Origin of the sequence: Martelella radicis (assembly GCF_014196625.1) — a bacterium.
Lineage (GTDB): Bacteria > Pseudomonadota > Alphaproteobacteria > Rhizobiales > Rhizobiaceae > Martelella > Martelella radicis.
In genome coordinates, this window is sequence record NZ_JACIDZ010000009.1 from 101,713 (window position 1) to 118,572 (window position 16,860).

Here is a 16,860-nt window from a genome sequence, read left to right on the forward strand (position 1 = left end):
GCGGCTCAGCCGATGAAGATCGCGGCCACAAGGCCGAGAAAGACGACCAGCCCGACGCGGCTGTTGAACTTGAACAGTTTGAGGCACTGCGCGCCGTCATCGATATCGAGCACGGCGATCTGGTAGAACAGCATGGCGCCTGCCGCCAGAAGGCCGGCGAACGCGGCCCAGCCGAGGCCGGCGACAAGATAGGCGACGACAAGCAGGGCCAGCATGGCGCCGTAGAAGAGGACGAGCCACGGCTTCGTCCTTTCCCCGAAGAGCCGCGCGGTGGAGCGCACGCCGATGAGCGCGTCATCCTCCTTGTCCTGATGGGCATAGATCGTGTCGTAGCCGATGGTCCAGACGATCGCGGCGAGATAGACCAGCGCGGCCGGCAGTGACAGCGAGCCGAATACCGCGGCCCAGCCGACAAGCCCGCCCCAGGAAAAGGCCAACCCCAGGAACAGTTGCGGCCAGTCGGTGAACCGCTTGGCAAACGGGTAGATCGCCACGAAGGCGAGCGACGCGAAGCCGAGCAGAACCGTGAACAGGTTGAACGACAACAGCACGGCAAGCCCGGTCAGCGCCTGTAACAGGATGAAGATCTTCGCCTGACGCCGGGTGACGCGGCCAGAGGGCAGGGGGCGGGAGCGCGTGCGCGCCACCTGATTGTCGATGTCATGGTCTACGAGATCATTATAGGTGCAGCCGGCCCCGCGCATGGCAACGGCGCCGATGAAGAACAGCAGGAGATGGGCGACGAACTGCCCCGGCCGAAAGGCGTTGGCTTCGGCCGTCACAGCCGCCGCCATTGCCGCCGACCAGAAACAGGGCCACATCAGCAACTGCCAGCCGATCGGCCGGTCCCAGCGGGCAAGCTGGGCATAGGGCCAGAGCCAGCGGGGCAGGAGGCTGTAGACGAAATTGTCCGACGGAGCGTCGAAAACGCGGCCGTTATCTTCAGTTGTCGTGCCCATAAATCCTCGGTGCATCAAAGCGTCTGATCTGCCGTCCGGTCAGCCGCCGACCTGAAGCCTAGATGCCCGAAGAAGGCAGGCTTCAGTCGAATTCGACCGGCTCAAGGGGCGCTCTGGTCGCTTCCGCGGCCTTCAGCTTCTCCTCGGCCTCGAACATATAACGGCGGTTGTTCGGCGTGGCAAACTGGCTCTTGGAGAGCTGCATCTGGAAGACGAACATCTTGTCCCATTCAAACGCCATTTCCGAACCGGCGAGATAGAATTCCCACATGCGGAAGAACTGCTCGTCATAGAGCTTGATCGCCTCTTCCTTGCGGGCGACGAAGCGTTCGCGCCAGGCGCGGAGCGTATAGGCATAATGCATCTGCAGGATTTCGACGTCGCGCACCAGCAGGCCGGATTTCTCCACCGCCGGCAGCACTTCCGCCACCGAGGGGATATAGCCTCCGGGGAAGATGTATTTCTCGATGAAGGGATTGGTGTGACCATGGCCGGCGACATCGCGGCCGATCGAGTGCAGAACCATCACGCCGTCATCGTCGAGAAGCTCGAAACACTTGTCGAAGAAGTTCCTGTAGCGGCCGATCCCCACATGTTCGAACATGCCGACGGAGACGATCCGGTCGAAGGGCTTGGCCTTCATGGTGCGGTAGTCCTGAAGCTTGAAGCGAACCCTGTCGGAAAGCCCGCGCTTTGCCGCTCGGGTTTCGGAAATGTCATGCTGTTCATGGGAGAGCGTGATGCCGGTGCAGTCGACGCCGGCCATTTCGGCCAGATACATGCTGAGGCCGCCCCAGCCGGAACCGATCTCGAGCACGCGCTGGCCTTCGCTCAATCTTAGTTTTGCGGCGATATGGCGCTTCTTGGCGAGCTGGGCCTCGTCCAGCGAGATATCCGGCGGATCGAAATAGGCACAGGAATATTGCCAGTCCTCATCCAGAAACAGGCTGAAGAGCGGCGGCGTCAGATCATAGTGGTGGGAGACATTCTTGCGGTTCTTGTTGATCGGCAGGCGGGTGTTGATCTGCGCCAGACCGATGCGCCAGAAAACCCTCGCCGCCATCAAGGGGCTGAAGACGATATCGAGCGTGTTGCGCCGGACGAGGGAGAGAAAATCGTAGATATCGCCCTCTTCCATCAGGAAGCGACCCTGCATGTACATCTCGCCGAGAGTGAGCGCCGGGTCCTTGGCGATGAGGTCCTGTGCCTGCCTGTCGGTGAAGCGAATGGCCACGGGATCGCCTGTGCCATCCCCGAAAGTGGTAACCTCCCCCGTCTCCGTCTTGACCCTGAGTGTTCCGGTTTTGATGATCTTCTCGATCAGGTCGAACAGCGGTGAAGCCATCTCAATCCCCTGAATGTCTGCTAATGTCACATATTATTAAGCGTACAATATTCGTTTTGATACAAGAAACAAGGCGCTTCGGCCATCTCCCGCGCCTTGGCTTTCGGGCATGAATTCAAGGACCTGCAAGAGATGCAATTTTTGATTGCGACATGCAATCCTGTCTGAAAGGGTAGAAGCGAAACATGGGGACAGTATCTGATTCGGGCGCTGGGGGGCGTGAACGATGACATTTGGCGGACGCCTGAAGGCGGTCATGGGCGGATCGCTGGGTCTGCTCTTCTCAAACATCGTGGTCGCGCTGAGGATCGCCTGGCCCTGGGTGCTGCTGGCGTTTCTTGTCAGCCTTTTTGCGCCGGGTGAGCCGCAGCAGTTCGAGCTCGAGACGGTCAATGCGTCACAGGCTGTCCTGTTCGTCGTCGGCTTTGTTGCCATGGCGGCGGTCTACGCGATCGCCTTTGCCTCCGTCGCCGTTGCCTGGCATCGGCATGGCCTGCTTGGCGAGATGCCGAAGCCATTTCCGATCCGCTTCACCCGACGAGAGCTGCGCTTCCTCGGGCAGGGCATTCTTGTCGGCCTGGTGATGTTTCTTATTGCCCTGCCGGTTGGGCTGGCCTTCGGTATATTGACGGCCCTTCTTTCTCATGCCGGCGGAATCGGTGTCGCTGTGCTCGCGATTGCCGGAATCGTTGGCTATTTCACCATCATTTCGGTGGCCATGCGCTATTCGCTCATCCTGCCGGCAACGGCGATCGACCAGAATTTCGGCCTTGGCGGCGCATTCTGGCGCGGCGAGGGCTTCGGCCTTCCCATGGCGATCACCAATATCGTGATCGCGCTTCTTGTGGCGCTGCTGGCGCTGGCTCTGCAGTTCGGCGTGGCCGCGCTGGCCTCGCTCTACCTGACGGTGGCGCCGGCGGCTCTGGCGCCGACGGTCGGCGCCTTCGTTACGGTCGTTGCCACGTTCTTCGACACGGCGACCTCGTTCTTCACCATCGTCGCCGGTCTCGCCGTCGTTACCGCCGGCTACCGGTTGGGCTGTGAAAGCCGGGGTTACGACATATACGGCAATCGGCTCGACACCGACTGAGTGCTACTTCCGGCGCATGGCATCGGCCAGCGCCGCGCCGAAGGCGCCCTGGCTTGGCCGGTCTTCCCGCCTGCTGTCGCGCTTGTTGTCACGCTGGGGCTTGCGGTCGCCGCCGCGCGGTCCCCGGGCAGCGGGCGCGCCGTCATCCTTCTTCATCGACAGGCCGATGCGCTTGCGTTTCACATCGACATCGACGACACGCACCTTCACCACATCGCCGGCCTTGACCACTTCATGCGGATCCTTGACGAAACGGTCGGCAAGCTGGGAGACGTGGACGAGCCCGTCCTGATGCACGCCGATGTCGACGAAGGCGCCGAAGGCCGCGACGTTCGTCACCGTGCCTTCCAGCACCATGCCGGGCTTCAGGTCCGAAATCTCGTCAATGCCATCGGCAAAGCTTGCGGTCTTGAACTCCGGGCGCGGGTCGCGGCCGGGCTTTTCCAGCTCCGCCAGAATGTCGCGCACCGTCGGAAGGCCGAAACGTTCGTCGACGAAGGCGCGCGGATCGACGGACTTCAGCGCCGCGCTGTCGCCCATCAGCGTTCTTAGATCGCGGCCGCAGGCGGCGACGATCTTCTTGGCAACGTCATAGGCTTCCGGATGCACGGCGGAGGCATCGAGCGGCTCCTTGCCGTCGCGGATACGCAAAAAGCCGGCGCATTGCTCGAAGGCGCGCGGACCGAGGCGTGCGACCTTCAGCAGTTCCTTACGGCTCTGGAACGCGCCATTGGCGTCGCGATGGACCACGATCGCCTCGGCAATCGCGGGGCCAAGACCGGAGACGCGGGCGAGAAGCGGAGCGGAGGCCGTGTTGAGATCAACGCCGACGCCGTTCACCGCGTCTTCGACCACGGCGTCGAGCGATCGCGACAGCTTGATCTGGTCGACATCGTGCTGATACTGGCCGACGCCGATCGACTTCGGCTCGATCTTCACCAGTTCTGCAAGCGGGTCCTGCAGGCGCCGCGCAATCGACACCGCGCCGCGCAGAGAGACATCGAGGCCCGGAAACTCCTTCGCCGCCGTTTCGGAAGCCGAATAGACCGAGGCACCGGCCTCCGAGACGATGACCTTGACCGGTTTCGGCTCGGGGATCTCCTTCAGCAGATCGGTGACGAGCTTTTCCGTCTCGCGACTTGCCGTGCCGTTGCCGATGGCGATCAGCGACACCTTGTGGCGGGCAATCAGCGCCTTCAGCACGGCCATTGCGCCCTGGACGTCATTGCGCGGCTGGAAAGGGTAGATGGTGGCGGTATCCAGAAGCTTGCCGGTGCCGTCAACGGCGGCCACCTTGACGCCGGTGCGGATGCCCGGATCAAGGCCGAGCGTGACGCGGGAGCCGGCGGGGGCTGCCAGCAGCAGGTCCTTGAGGTTGCGGGCAAACACATGGATCGCCTCGTCCTCGGCCCGCTCGCGCATCTCGCGCATCAGGTCGAGCGAGAGCGAGGTGGAAAGCTTCACCCGCCAGCACCAGCCGGCAACCTGCATCAGGAACTCATCCGCCTTGCCTCTGCTGCCGATATCGAAGAAGCGGGCAATCATCTGCTGGGCGGGCTTGACCGGCGAGGGGTTGTCGCTGTCGGCCTCGATCGCGACCGTCAGCACCTCCTCGTTCCAGCCGCGCAGCATGGCAAGCACGCGGTGGCCCGGCGCGGTGGCGAATTTTTCCGCGTGCTCGAAATAGTCGGCGAATTTCGCGCCGGCCTCTTGCCTGCCGTCGACCACTTTGGCGTAGAGCATCGCATTGTCGCGCATATATTGGCGTAGACGGCCGACGAGTTCGGCATTCTCGGCAAACTGTTCGGAGAGAATGTCGCGGGCGCCGTCAAGGGCGGCACGGGTGTCGGCAACATTCTCATTGAGATAGGCGGTGGCGAGCTTTTCCGGATCGGCGGAACGATCTTCGAAGATCGCGTCTGCCAGCGGCTGCAGCCCGTTCTCGCGCGCGATCATCGCCCGTGTGCGGCGCTTGGGCTTGTAGGGCAGATAGAGGTCCTCAAGCTCGGATTTTGTCGTGACGGCGGCGATCTTGTCCGCCAGCTCATCCGTCATCTTGCCTTGGCCTGCGATCGATTCCGTGATCGTCGTCCGCCGCGCCTCGAGTTCGCGCAGATAGGTCACCCGCTCCGACAATTGCCTCAGCTGCGTATCGTCCAGTCCGCCGGTCGCCTCCTTGCGGTAGCGCGCCACGAAGGGCACGGTCGCGCCGCCGTCCAAGAGTTCGAGCGCCGCGTTCACCTGGTCGGGCCGGGCCTTGATTTCATTGGCGACGATGCGGGCAATTTTGGTGTCACTCATGGGGCAGGTCTGTCCGGTTCATTGTCTCTGGCCGCGGAAGGTAGCGATGCGAGCGCCAATGACAACCAAAATTCATGTCGGAACCATGGCCATCCCCATGGATGTGCGCCGGGCTTGCAAGGAAAAGGCCGAGCCGCTTGCGCTGGCCCGGCCCTTGATCATCAGCCGAAGTGATAGGGGCGGAAATAATCCGGCGTCAGCGCCGTCGTCACCTCCTGTACCATCGCCCCGCGACTTGCGGCGTAGATGTCTCGCAAGCCGGTAACCTGGAAGCCGAGGCGTTGCTGCACCTTCAGCGAAGCGCCGTTTTCGGCAAAGGCGCCGGAATGAAGCGTGACCGCGCCTTTTTCGGCAAAGAAGCGGCCGAGAAGGGCGGAGGCCGCCTCGCTCATGAAGCCACGGCCCCAGTAGTAGCGGCTGAGCCAGTAGCCGAGGTGATAGCCGCCCTGCCTGAGTTCGATGGTGACGACGCCGATCAGCACCCTGTCTGCCGGCTGGGTGATGGCGAAGCACCATTCCCGGTCCCCGCTGTCATGCAGCGCATCCAGCCAGTCTTCCGCGTCATCGGCGGTAAACGGGTAGGGCGGCCGCGCGAGCATGCCGGTGACGGCGAAATCGGAGAGTGCGGCGGCAATGGCCTCCGCATCCCCCTGTTTCAGCGCCCTGAGGCTTAGCCTTTCGGTGTCGATGGTCGCGCTCTTCTGTCGCTCTTCAAGGGCAAGGCTCATCTCTGGCCTCCCCAGCTCTTCAGCGACATCCAGTTGCGGCGCTCCAGCCGGTACCATTCGACCGCGACCGATCCGCCGATGGCGAGCGAGCGGACCATGCCGGGCCCCTGGAACTGGAAGCCGCACTTGTGCAGCACCCGCCGCGAGCGCGGGTTGACGACCCGGCAACGCGCGTCAATGTGGTCGACCTCGTTCCTCGTGCGGAAGACCATGTCGATCAGAACCTGGGCGGCTTCCGTGGTGTAGCCCTTGCCCCAATAAGGTTCGCCCAGCCAGTAGCCGATCTCGACGACGCTTTCGTCATCGGGCGTGTTCTCGATGCCGCAGCAACCGATGAATTCGCCGTTTTCCGCTTTCGTGATGGCATAGACGCAATTGCCGATCGCGCCCTCTTTGGTTCGCTCCACGAACTTGGCGGCATCGTCGGTCGTATAGGGATGCGGCATGCGCGACACCATGGTCGCGATCTTGTCGTTGTTGGCGAGATGGGCAATGGCGTCAATGTCATCTTCGTGCGGGGCGCGCAGAACGAGCCTTTGCGACAGAAGAACGGGGCAATCCCGCCTTTGCAAATCCGGCCTTAGCCGTTCCCGGGATAGCCGTGACTGGCTTTCCCTGTGTAGATCCCTTTGCATTTTCTCAGTCCTTTCCTGGGTTTGAAACGAAAGAAGGGAAGATGGTGGCGTCCCATCTTCCCTTCTTTTTCAAATTCCAGGTCCGGTAACCTGATATTCAAAAGCCGGGTCGATGTGACGCCGGCTTTAAATTGAGCGGTCCGGCTTATTCCGCTGCTTCTGCCTGTTTCGGCGCCACGGACACGTACATGCGGCCGTTGGCGCGCGCACGGAACGTCACATTGCCTTCAATCTTGGCAAAAATCGTGTGGTCCTTGCCCATGCCGACATTGTCGCCGGGATGCCACTTGGTGCCGCGCTGGCGAATGATGATGTTGCCCGGAACGACGTTCTCGCCGCCGAACTTCTTCACGCCAAGGCGCTTGGACTCAGAATCGCGACCGTTGCGCGACGAACCGCCAGCTTTTTTATGTGCCATTGGAGTTCTCCTTTAAACCTTCGAAACTTCTGCTTTCAGATCAACCGGCGACGATGTCGGTGATCTTGACGACCGTGACGTGCTGGCGATGACCGCGCGAACGCTTGGAGTTCTGACGACGACGCTTCTTGAACGCGATAACCTTGCGGTTACGGGTCTGCTCGACAACTTCCGCCTTGACGACTGCGCCCTTGACGAAGGGTGCGCCGATCTTGGCATCGGCGCCTTCGCCGACAACGAGAACGTCAGAGAACTCGACCGTGGAGCCTGCTTCGGCATCGAGCTTTTCGATGCGCAGCGTGTCCTCGGCGTTGACGCGGTACTGCTTACCGCCGGTCTTGATGACTGCGAACATTTTTTATCCTTTCATGTTCTAAGTCCGGCTCTGCCCCCTAAAGGCGGGAACGGCCGTCTTTTTGTCAGCCTGGTTAAAGCAGGGAGTTCCAAAGAAAAAATCTTGTCAAACCCGGTCTGCCGGTGAAGTCTCCCTTGCGGGAGAACTAGGCGCATGTCGCAAGACATACGCATCCGGCAGGGTGCTTACGATGACGGAGCCGCAAAGTCAATAAATCGCGGCAAAAAAGCTTGATCAACGCTCTTGCAAGACCGGCTTTTGCCAGCTAAGAGACACCCCGCGCCAAGAGCGCAGACCACATGGTTCCTGGAGAGGTGGCAGAGTGGTCGAATGCACCGCACTCGAAATGCGGCATACGGGCAACCGTATCGGGGGTTCGAATCCCCCCCTCTCCGCCAGTTTATTCTTTTATAATCAACGTATTGAATTTATCTTTCGTCCGTATGTAGCGTGACGCGCGGTTCCGGAATTTTGACAACAAGTTCCGGAATTTTAGAATCTTGGGGGCTCCATCGTCCCCCGCTCCTCCGTGCCCGGACAGTCAGCTTTCGCTTGACCAAGCATCGCAGAATCAGCTGTAGCGTGACGCGCGGTTTTGCAATTTTGACAGCTGGTTTTGCAGCAATCGATTTTTCGACCTCTGCTATTTGAGCCGATAGACGCCTGGCCCGCAATATTCGGCTATTCCGGTTAGCTCGAACAGACCACCTATTGTAGTGAAGTTACAGGTGCCCTCTTTCATGCAAGCGGGCATGCAGGAGCTAAACCAAGCCCGATTGAACTCTCCAGTCGTAACGAGATTCTCGTAAGCTCGATGAAGTTCGCTGACCGTGACACCTTTCTGGTGCTTTTTTTCTGGGCACGAGTGGTTCGGCATCGAATAGATGAGGGCTCTCTCACCACGTCTGGTACCCCAATGGCTGATCTTGGTGCTGTTTAGAGATCGAGGTTTTGGGATAGCCGTGTCGACCGCAAGGCTCTCAATAGAAGCGATTAGTTTCGCAAAGCCATCCATCTCGCTTACCAGCCCCCAAATGCCCCAATCTGGATGCACTGAATTCTCCAGCCAACCCTGAATGAGCAGAACCTAGTCGAGCCATTATTCATCGTCGGATAACGCATCCTTCCCATGATAGCCGACTATTCTATACGCGGCGATTTTTTGCCGAGCAGTCACCACTTCAACATCGACATAGTAGACCATTTTTAGCAAATTTTGATCATCAGAGATGATCGCTGACTTTATTTCCGTCTGGTCATCACCGAATAAAACCGACTTTGGTTTGTCGCTAATTTCCTCGATTATTGCCTTATCTGGGCTTCGGGAACCGTCGACCCTTGCTGCGGATCGGTCAAATGTTTTCCATATGAGCGCAACATTTTTGAAACGCTCTATGGACGGAACTTCGAGCTCTTCCTTTTTATCAACAGCTCGGCGCATCACTCTTTTAGATCGACCCTCATCAACCTCCAGGGCGAAGACAGCGTCCCCGGCGATATTGTAGACATTGAATGTCTGGCTCCCACCAGCCTCTGCAGTGGGCTTGACGATATTTATCGCGTCATTGCAATCCTGAACGGTGATTTCCACGTCGGACTGATCGTCTGCGTCATCGGCACTATCAAAAAGGTTCAGGAGCGCCTTAAGGGATTGTCCGAATGATGCAACCGCGCCAGTGGCATCGCCTACACTAATAGCAGCAATGGCCCCTATTCCAGCTGCGCTGGCGTCGTATATATCGGGAATTAGGGAGATGTCGATCGAGCCCGGTTTTATGCTCGACACAAAAAGACGAGCGTGCTCTCCCCGTTTCAGGCTAAATTCGTTGGTAGCGAATATTTTGTATCGCCTTCCAATAGCCTCAAGAGAGACAAGCATATTTGCCAACTCGATCGGCTCGTCCGGCTCGATATGGATATTCAAGGCAGGCGGCATTGGTTGGGCTTTTAATTCGATTGGCTCTATCATTTTTTCCCCCGAGTTCTTCCCAAAGATTGTTTGCAAGAGCCAGTGGCTTTCGCAATACCAAACAGACAAACTTCGCTTTTTTTTGTGAAGACTTTTGAGCGACTAGAACTTAGGCATGTAAAGACTTTGCTGGCGATATGATGACCTCCTTCACGTCCTTGCCATTGCCCTCCGAGATCGAATAGGTGCAGTCGACCTCCTCGATGTCGAACTGTGAGAAGGTTTCGAAGACGCCTTGAACGGCGTTTAAGGACAGGATGAAGGTGCCTTGAAGGCCGCTTAGGACCTTCGCCATCGCCTCGAAATCCGCCCGGCCGAAGACGCCTGCACCATAATCGCCCTCGTTTCCCCAATAGGGCGGATCGAGATAGAACAGCATGCCCGGCCGGTCATAGCGGCGGATGAAGTCTTGCCAGGGCAGGCATTCGATGACGACGCCGGAAAGGCGCTCGTGGATGTCCTCCAGCGTCGAGGCGAGCTTGACCAGGTTGAAGCGCGCGCCGGTGGTCTTGCTGACGCCGAAATTGCGGCCAGCCACCTTACCGCCGAAGGCGAGGCGCTGGAGGTAGAGGAAGCGGGCGGCGCGTTCGAGATCGGTCAGGGTCGTCGGGTCGGTCTTCATCAGCCGCTCGAATTCCCGCCTTCCGGAGATCTGGAAGCGGAGCGTGTCCATGAACTGCGGAAAATGCCGCTGCAGGATGCGGAAGAAATTGGCGACATCGCCGCTGATATCGTTGATCACCTCCGTCCTCGGCTGGCGATCGCGGCGCAGGAACACGCCGCCCATGCCGACGAAGGGCTCGGCATAGCCGTCATGGGGAACCGCGTTGATCTTGCGGATCACGGTCTTCGACAGGATGCGCTTGCCGCCGATATAACCGGCTGCGGGAACGGCCGGGGCAACCGGGCGCTGATTTACCATTTCAAATATCTCACGACTCAGCCACAAAGCCCGTGCCCTTCGGGGTGCGGGTGTGGCGGTTATCGTTTTCGTGCTGCCCGGCGGGTTCTGTCGCCAAACTTGACCCCGCCGCGCCAGAGCCGTGAGGCCCTGGCCACCTGCCTGCGTCCTGTCTTTGCTCAGGCAAACCTTTCGGCCGGCGTTGCTGGCTCCGGCGCGACCGCGAAGTCAACGAGCGCCGCCGGAAGCGCCGCGCCATCGGCCATGCGGAGATTGACGTGGAAGCCCTCGACGGCGTCCATCAACGGATAGTCAAAGCCCTCGCCATCGGTCGCGGTCTCGCCGGTCGGCGCATAGACCAGACCGTCGCAAGCCGCTCCGACGGGTTTGAGCGCCAGAAGCCCCTCCGGCAGGCCGGCGTCGAGATAGCCGATTTCGCCGACGGGAATTGTCACGCCGATGGTCTCAAGCACCGACAATGCCTCGGCGTGATCTGCGAATTTCAGGAAATGGTCATGCATAGGACACCGCCTTTGCCGCAAGGTCTTCGTCCGTCATCCGGAACGGCCAGATGATCAACTGATCGTACCAGCCGGGGGCGAAATTGCCGGTCTGATCACGCCCGAGAAACACATTGCCGGTGAATGCCGGTTGATGCGCGTCTTCTGCCGAGATGCCCGCAGCCGAAATCCGACGCCCCGAACCATCCCAGGCCACGCCGAGCCCGAGATCGGCCTGATCGTCAACCCCGGAGGGAATTGACAAGACAGGCCCCGCGCCATCCCACTGGGAGGGCTTCTTGCTCGTGTCCAGCCCCATTATCGTGTGGCTCGTGCCCATCCACCGACGGGTAAAGCTCGTTGCGAAGGGCTGGAAGGCTTGCGCCACGATACTGACCGCATCGCGCTGCGCCAGCTCGGCGACCGCATCGGTCAACCGTGCGCTGTCGGCCGGACGCGTCACGGCGCTGCCGGCCGTTGGGATATAGGAGGAGGGAAACGAACCGGCCTCGACCTGCGCATTGGCGACGCTGCCCGTAACCGTGGCGGTCAACGTCCCCGCAGTCGCGGCAAAGGTCAGCGATACCCGATCCGATGCCCCCGTGCCCACAAGCGCTCCAGAATAAGCCCCGGACAGAGTGACCGTCCCCGTGCCTTGGAAACTCAGCGTGTATGTTGCGGCCGAGACCGTGACGGATTGCGTCGACAGAGCCGGAGAATTGAGAATGAGGTTCGTCGCCGGGCCCTCAAGCAGCAATTGCCGCCGCCCGTTGGTGTAGTCGAAGCGCGGCACGTTCGCCGCCGCCGTATGGATCAAGCCGTCTGCGCCGACATAGGTCGCAGCGCCCGGCCGGGTGAAGGTGATCATGTCGGCAAAGCTCTTAGCCTGCATAGCTGTCCCCCGAAAAATCGAAAATGGCGGCGGGCTGCCGCACGGTCTTTCCGGCGTCTGACGCCGCATAGGCCGGCAGCTCCCACCAGCCGTCCGTGAGCGCATAGCGGTTACCGGCAAAATCCATGACGGCGGCCGCGCCGAGCGTCAGCTCCGTGCCGGCGTCCTCCGCCTGAAAGGGCGCAGCCGCCCACCAGTTTCCGTCGCGCGCTCGCGCGGCTGAAGGAAAGGGCCAGAAACCCGACCAGGAAGGCGGCAGCGAGCGCATCAGCGCGCCCTCCGATCGGCTTCAAGCGTAGCGGCCACGCTTGTGGCGGAACGCGCCCAGACCTTTTCTTCGGCAAGCGGCTCGAAAGCCGCGCCGGGAAAGGCCGTCCTGCGGAGCGTGAAATAATGCTCCGTCGAAGCGGCGGGCGCGTCAGCGCCGACGAAGATATGAGCGGGACTTTCATCGCGCAGCTGGATCAGGATAGCGGCCACGTCAGCCCCGTCGGCGATTTCCGTCCATGTCTGCGAAAGGGGTGGCGTTGCGAACGTGGTCATCGGCAAGTCTCCTTATGCATATTGGCCGCCTGTCACTGTTGTTCCGGCCGTTGAGCCTGGATAGTAGGTGCTGCCGGAGCCGTTGGTGTTGATCACGCCGTTGAGCGATGCGGCGTAGCGTGGACCTGTCGCGTTGCCAGCGGCTGCGAAAGCGGAATAGAGAGCGTTGATGGAGCCGTTTGTCGCCACCGCGAAGGCGCCGAAGCCGAGCGAGGTCGCCACGAATTCGACACTTGGCAGGCTTGCCGCCGAGCGGATCGATCCGCCGTCCGCCGCGTAGAGATGACCGATGCTTGCGCCGCCGGCGATCGAGTGGGAGCCAGAGAGGAAGATCGCACCGCCCGCGCCGCAGGCAATATGGGCACCACCCGAAACGCCGCTATGATGCATCGATCCTATTTCGACCGTCGCGGCGACGACGGATATGGCGCTCTGCCCTGCGGAGGGCTGCGGGGCAAAACCGGCGACCGCATATCCACCATGAGATATGGAGATCCCTGGGTTGCCACCGCTGGCCACGACAGAAACTTGCGACGGAGCAGCAAGGTTGCCCTCAATCGAGATCTTGCCGCCAGTCACAGACCGGCTTGACGCAAAGTGCGGATACGACCCGTCGGCCACAGATATCGTGATATCATGGCCGTTCAGATTGACCGCGCTGGCGACGTCGAGCGCGCGCTGGATCGTAGCGAAAGCAGATCCGGCGGCAAGCCCTGTATCGGTATCGCTACCCGTTGCGGAATTCACGTAGTAGGTCCGGTCTTCGCCGAGGAAGGATTGGGCGACGGGTGCATAGAATTTCGCTCCGTCATAGACAAAATCGACGATACCTGTCAGTTCGCCACCCGTCAGATCCAACCCAAAGCGATTGACAATAGCCTTCGCTCCGTGGCCGTTGACGTTCAATGTGGCCGAGCCTGTGTTCGGCGCTGCTATCAAAGCCCGAACCAACAATCCGGCTCGCAGCGCCGTTGGCGCGGGTGATAGCGAAACGGTCAGCGCATTAACAGTGCCAGAAGCTTCGGCGTAGCTCAGCCGAGCGCCCTGGATCGCCTGGGCGAGCTGGGTGAAATCGCCGGCCGCGGGAACCAGTCCCGCCCTGGTGATGACATTCAGGATTTCCTCCTGCACGCCGTTCAGCCACTCGGCCGTGACAACGGTGCCCTCCTGGCTACCCGCACCGGTGGAAACCACCTGGTCCTGGAAGCCGCGCTTTCCGCCGCCGAGGTCGGCGACTGCTGTGCCTGTAATCCTGTCCATTCAAGGTCTCCTATGCCGCATAGCGGTTGTTCGCGAAGTCCATTATTGCTGCCGGCCACCATCGCTCGCCGTCATAGGCAGACGTTGCCTGGTAGCGGGTCGCATCCCACCAGCCCCGCACGGGATATTCAAAAACAAGACGGGTGTGCGCCGGCTTGATGAGCTGGAAATAGGCCTCCGCCGAACCGTTGATCTGGAAGCTTGCCAGCGACTGGCCGGCGCGGCCCTGGCCGGCGCGAAACGGAATCACCTCAACAGCGGGCATCGAGATCAGCCAGGTGAACTGCTCGCCATCGGCAATGAGCGGCTGACCCGCCCGAAGCACGCCGGCGCGCGACGGCCAGAACTCGGTGATCGTGATGTCGAGGCCGAGATCGTCGCCGATCTTCAGGAAATAGGGGATGGACTGCCCGCCCTTGGCCGTCCAGCGCTGATGGGCAAGCTTGCGGCGATCGTCGATGCCGGCGAGCAGCAAATCGCGCTTTGCCGGGTCCGGCCCGAGCACCCGTTCGAAGTCAGCCAGATAGTCGTCGGCCGTGCGCGGGTCGACCTCGTCCATCAGTCGGGCCGCCGCCTGTTCGGCGATCAGGATTTCGCTGGCGATCGCCCGGTCGATCGCGTCCATCACGCCGCCCTCGGCCGGGCGGGCAAAGCCGAATGGCCAGTGGCTACGCATCGATCGGGCGATATCGATAAGCCGCCTCATGCTTTTTTCCTGTTCGCGCGTTGCGAACGGAAAAGTCTGCAACTTTTCCTGCCCGCGCTCATGCCGCACCTGCCCAGGTAATCACGCCAGCGACCGGGAACTGATAGGCGCCAAGCGTGTAGGTCTCGGCCGGCACGATCAGGTCATGGGCGTATTCGCCGTTGGCGGCCGAGATTTCCTCGACCAGTCTTGAGCGTTCGATCGTTGCGCCGATCGGTGTTTCATTGCCGACGTCATCATCGCCGCCAAGCGTGTTGATGAAGCGTTGAAACGCCTCCTCGATGGCCGCGCGCACCAAAGGCGTGTCCGGTCGCGGGCGCACGGTAATGGGCACCTCCGTGATCTCGGCCGCATGGACGCTGACATAAGCGGTGACCGGGCGGAGGCCTTCCGCCGTCAACGGCCTGCCAAGGTGTAAAAGCATGGCCGTGCGTTCATCCTCGGTCGGAGCGCGGCCATTGCCGTCAGCGTCCTTGATCGCCACGACAACGCCGAGCGAACCACGGCCGATGACGTCGGGGATAGTCTTGACCGCTTTCACTGCGAACGCGTCATCGAGCCAGTCGCGGTAGTCATAGCCGGCCCCGCCCTGAGGCGGCTTGCGGATATGGGCGATGGTCGCGGCCTGCAACTCGGCAACGGACATTTCATCCGCTCCGCCCGAAAAGGCGGTGGTGATGGTGATCGCGTCGATCTCCGGCCACGGATCGACCGTGGTCAGTTTGATGCCGGCTTCGTAATTGCTGCCCGGCCCCACCGCCGTCGCCGTTGCCGAGGCGATGACAGTCCCGCCCGCGCCGATCGTCGCTTCGGCATCGAGCGCGAACATCAGTCCCTCGGAAGACGACAATTGCAGCGCGGCCGGAAGCACGGTGCCCGGATCTCCGGTGATCGTCACCGAGCCGATAGCGAAGGTCGCATCGCGCTGTTTGACCCCGAAGATCGAGGCATGACGCAGCACGAATTCGTCCTCGGCCGTGTCGACGAAATATTGCCGGCCCCACCATGCGATGTGGCCGTGAACGGATCTGAGCTCCAGCGCCACCGCACGCAATATCCAGGCAAGCAGGCCGCGCGAGGAGCGCACCGAAAACGAAATGGCCTTGGCGGTGTAGCGAATGCCCTTGGCATCGAGCACGGCGGCCAGACCGGTTTCCAGCGTCGTCGCCATGCGCGCGGCGATCGTCTTGGCGCTGTCGATCGGCCGGCTCATCGGTCGACCCTCTTGGAAACCGTGATCGCCTCGCCGGCAACCGAGCATCGAAGCCGCAGCATGTTGCGGGCATGCCACCAGGCCTCGACCTCAGCGGCCTCGCCGGTCATGTCCTCGGCCCAGAACAGGCTTTCGCTGGCGAAATACTCCGTCAGCAGACGGGTCTCCTCTGTCCGCTTGTTGCGCGACAGCAGCCAGAGCCTCGAGCCGGCGAAACGCCCGTCGATATCCAGCGCATCGCCGGGGCTGCCGCGCCGCTCGAGCAGAGAGGAGGGGGCGGCATCCCATTGCGTCCGCCCGTCCGGCAATTCATCGCCATCGAGCGCACGGGCATCGAAGCCGATCGACAGCAGCATGGGCGTCGCTGGCGTCACGTCGATCACGAGATCGCCGTCGTCTCCGATCGCGAGATCGCAGGCGCGGGCATCTGCATCGAGAATGAGGGCGGCATCGCAAAACATGCCCGCGAAAATGCCACGCGCGCGCGTATTCCGGTCATGCCTGCCTTTGGGGGTATGTCAGTCCATGTTGGGGCTTGGCGGAGGACCGCCCGCATGGTTGTGGCCGTTATAGCGGTCGCGCATTTCCTGCATCGAGCCGTTCTTGTCGGTCACATTGCCGGTCGCTTCGATGTCGCCGGTCACCTTGACGATCTGGGCGGTGATGAACACGCCTGCGTCGGTCTGGATCGTGATTTGCGCGCCGGTCTTGATATCGAGCGTGCCGTCGGCCTGCAAGATCATCCGATCGCCGCTCTTGTTGTAGCAGCCGACCTCGCCTTCCTTCAGCCCGCCCATGCGCGCCGATGGATTGGCGACGGGCAGAACGACCAGATCGCCCTCATCGCCGCCGACCGCCAGCACGATCGCCAGCGCGCCGTCCTCGGGCACGTGGGCCGCGAAGCCATAGGGCTGCATGATCTCGACATTGTCACGCCAGACGCCATCGGCGACCTCGACCGAGGCGGTCTGCATCGCGCCGTCATCCCTGACGTTCTTGAGCACGGCCCTACGGATCATCCCGCGATTGGTGTCGGTCATCTGGT

At 61.3% G+C, this 16,860-nt stretch carries 19 protein-coding genes and 1 tRNA gene; 2 read left to right on the forward strand and 18 right to left on the reverse strand.

Annotation, left to right across the window (positions count from 1 at the left end):
- Window positions 1-5: 5 nt before the first annotated feature.
- Window positions 6-959 carry a 4-hydroxybenzoate octaprenyltransferase gene (ubiA, locus tag GGR30_RS13970; RefSeq protein ID WP_183487310.1) on the reverse strand — a complete coding sequence of 318 codons (954 nt, stop codon included), beginning with the start codon at window positions 957-959 and terminating at the stop codon, window positions 6-8.
- Between the two features lie 82 nt (window positions 960-1,041).
- Complete coding sequence (locus GGR30_RS13975; protein WP_183487312.1) at window positions 1,042-2,304, reverse strand: cyclopropane fatty acid synthase; 1,263 nt, start codon at window positions 2,302-2,304, stop codon at window positions 1,042-1,044.
- Window positions 2,305-2,530: 226 nt separating this feature from the next.
- Here GGR30_RS13975 and GGR30_RS13980 point away from each other — a divergent pair, with 226 nt between their 5' ends.
- On the forward strand, window positions 2,531-3,394 hold the full coding sequence (locus GGR30_RS13980) for a hypothetical protein (RefSeq protein WP_183487314.1): 864 nt from the start codon (window positions 2,531-2,533) through the stop codon (window positions 3,392-3,394).
- Between the two features lie 3 nt (window positions 3,395-3,397).
- Here GGR30_RS13980 and GGR30_RS13985 read toward each other — a convergent pair whose 3' ends face one another.
- The 5 genes from GGR30_RS13985 to rplU all read right to left on the reverse strand — a co-directional run bounded on the left by GGR30_RS13985 (window position 3,398) and on the right by rplU (window position 7,831).
- Window positions 3,398-5,695 carry a Tex family protein gene (locus tag GGR30_RS13985; protein WP_183487316.1) on the reverse strand — a complete coding sequence of 766 codons (2,298 nt, stop codon included), beginning with the start codon at window positions 5,693-5,695 and terminating at the stop codon, window positions 3,398-3,400.
- Between the two features lie 161 nt (window positions 5,696-5,856).
- Window positions 5,857-6,423: a GNAT family N-acetyltransferase gene (locus GGR30_RS13990; protein WP_183487318.1), complete on the reverse strand. Its 567-nt coding sequence runs from the start codon at window positions 6,421-6,423 to the stop codon at window positions 5,857-5,859.
- Entirely contained in the window at window positions 6,420-7,058 is a 639-nt protein-coding gene (locus tag GGR30_RS13995; protein WP_183487320.1) for a GNAT family N-acetyltransferase, read from the reverse strand. The genes GGR30_RS13990 and GGR30_RS13995 overlap by 4 nt, the downstream gene beginning before the upstream one ends.
- A gap of 145 nt (window positions 7,059-7,203) precedes the next feature.
- Complete coding sequence (rpmA, locus tag GGR30_RS14000) at window positions 7,204-7,476, reverse strand: 50S ribosomal protein L27 (protein ID WP_138746465.1); 273 nt, start codon at window positions 7,474-7,476, stop codon at window positions 7,204-7,206.
- 40 nt (window positions 7,477-7,516) lie between these two features.
- Window positions 7,517-7,831 carry a 50S ribosomal protein L21 gene (rplU, locus tag GGR30_RS14005; protein WP_138746464.1) on the reverse strand — a complete coding sequence of 105 codons (315 nt, stop codon included), beginning with the start codon at window positions 7,829-7,831 and terminating at the stop codon, window positions 7,517-7,519.
- Between the two features lie 308 nt (window positions 7,832-8,139).
- Here rplU and GGR30_RS14010 point away from each other — a divergent pair.
- Window positions 8,140-8,229, forward strand: a tRNA-Ser gene (locus GGR30_RS14010).
- 701 nt (window positions 8,230-8,930) lie between these two features.
- On the opposite strand, the gene GGR30_RS14015 is transcribed toward GGR30_RS14010, so the two are convergent.
- The 11 genes from GGR30_RS14015 to GGR30_RS14065 form a co-directional block, all read right to left on the reverse strand.
- Entirely contained in the window at window positions 8,931-9,800 is an 870-nt protein-coding gene (locus GGR30_RS14015; RefSeq protein WP_183487323.1) for a hypothetical protein, read from the reverse strand.
- A gap of 109 nt (window positions 9,801-9,909) precedes the next feature.
- The gene (locus GGR30_RS14020) at window positions 9,910-10,722 is read right to left on the reverse strand and encodes a DNA adenine methylase (RefSeq protein WP_183487325.1); all 813 of its coding nucleotides are present in this window, start codon (window positions 10,720-10,722) and stop codon (window positions 9,910-9,912) included.
- 158 nt (window positions 10,723-10,880) lie between these two features.
- Window positions 10,881-11,222 carry a hypothetical protein gene (locus GGR30_RS14025; RefSeq protein ID WP_183487327.1) on the reverse strand — a complete coding sequence of 114 codons (342 nt, stop codon included), beginning with the start codon at window positions 11,220-11,222 and terminating at the stop codon, window positions 10,881-10,883.
- The gene (locus GGR30_RS14030; RefSeq protein ID WP_183487329.1) at window positions 11,215-12,093 is read right to left on the reverse strand and encodes a hypothetical protein; all 879 of its coding nucleotides are present in this window, start codon (window positions 12,091-12,093) and stop codon (window positions 11,215-11,217) included. The genes GGR30_RS14025 and GGR30_RS14030 overlap by 8 nt, the downstream gene beginning before the upstream one ends.
- Entirely contained in the window at window positions 12,083-12,361 is a 279-nt protein-coding gene (locus tag GGR30_RS14035) for a hypothetical protein (RefSeq protein ID WP_183487331.1), read from the reverse strand. The genes GGR30_RS14030 and GGR30_RS14035 overlap by 11 nt, the downstream gene beginning before the upstream one ends.
- Window positions 12,361-12,636 (reverse strand): hypothetical protein, encoded by a 276-nt coding sequence (locus GGR30_RS14040; RefSeq protein ID WP_183487333.1) that lies wholly within the window; start codon window positions 12,634-12,636, stop codon window positions 12,361-12,363. The genes GGR30_RS14035 and GGR30_RS14040 overlap by 1 nt, the downstream gene beginning before the upstream one ends.
- Window positions 12,637-12,648: 12 nt before the next feature.
- Window positions 12,649-13,896: a hypothetical protein gene (locus GGR30_RS14045; protein WP_183487335.1), complete on the reverse strand. Its 1,248-nt coding sequence runs from the start codon at window positions 13,894-13,896 to the stop codon at window positions 12,649-12,651.
- A gap of 10 nt (window positions 13,897-13,906) precedes the next feature.
- Window positions 13,907-14,602, reverse strand: coding sequence for a putative phage tail protein (locus GGR30_RS14050; RefSeq protein ID WP_183487337.1), 696 nt, complete (start codon window positions 14,600-14,602; stop codon window positions 13,907-13,909).
- Window positions 14,603-14,660: 58 nt separating this feature from the next.
- Window positions 14,661-15,815: a baseplate J/gp47 family protein gene (locus GGR30_RS14055; RefSeq protein WP_183487339.1), complete on the reverse strand. Its 1,155-nt coding sequence runs from the start codon at window positions 15,813-15,815 to the stop codon at window positions 14,661-14,663.
- Window positions 15,812-16,276, reverse strand: a complete 465-nt coding sequence (locus GGR30_RS14060) for a phage GP46 family protein (RefSeq protein ID WP_183487340.1) — start codon at window positions 16,274-16,276, stop codon at window positions 15,812-15,814. Before GGR30_RS14060 ends, GGR30_RS14055 begins: the two co-directional genes overlap by 4 nt.
- A 57-nt stretch (window positions 16,277-16,333) precedes the next feature.
- On the reverse strand, window positions 16,334-16,855 hold the full coding sequence (locus GGR30_RS14065) for a phage baseplate assembly protein V (protein WP_183487341.1): 522 nt from the start codon (window positions 16,853-16,855) through the stop codon (window positions 16,334-16,336).
- Window positions 16,856-16,860 lie beyond the last annotated feature (5 nt).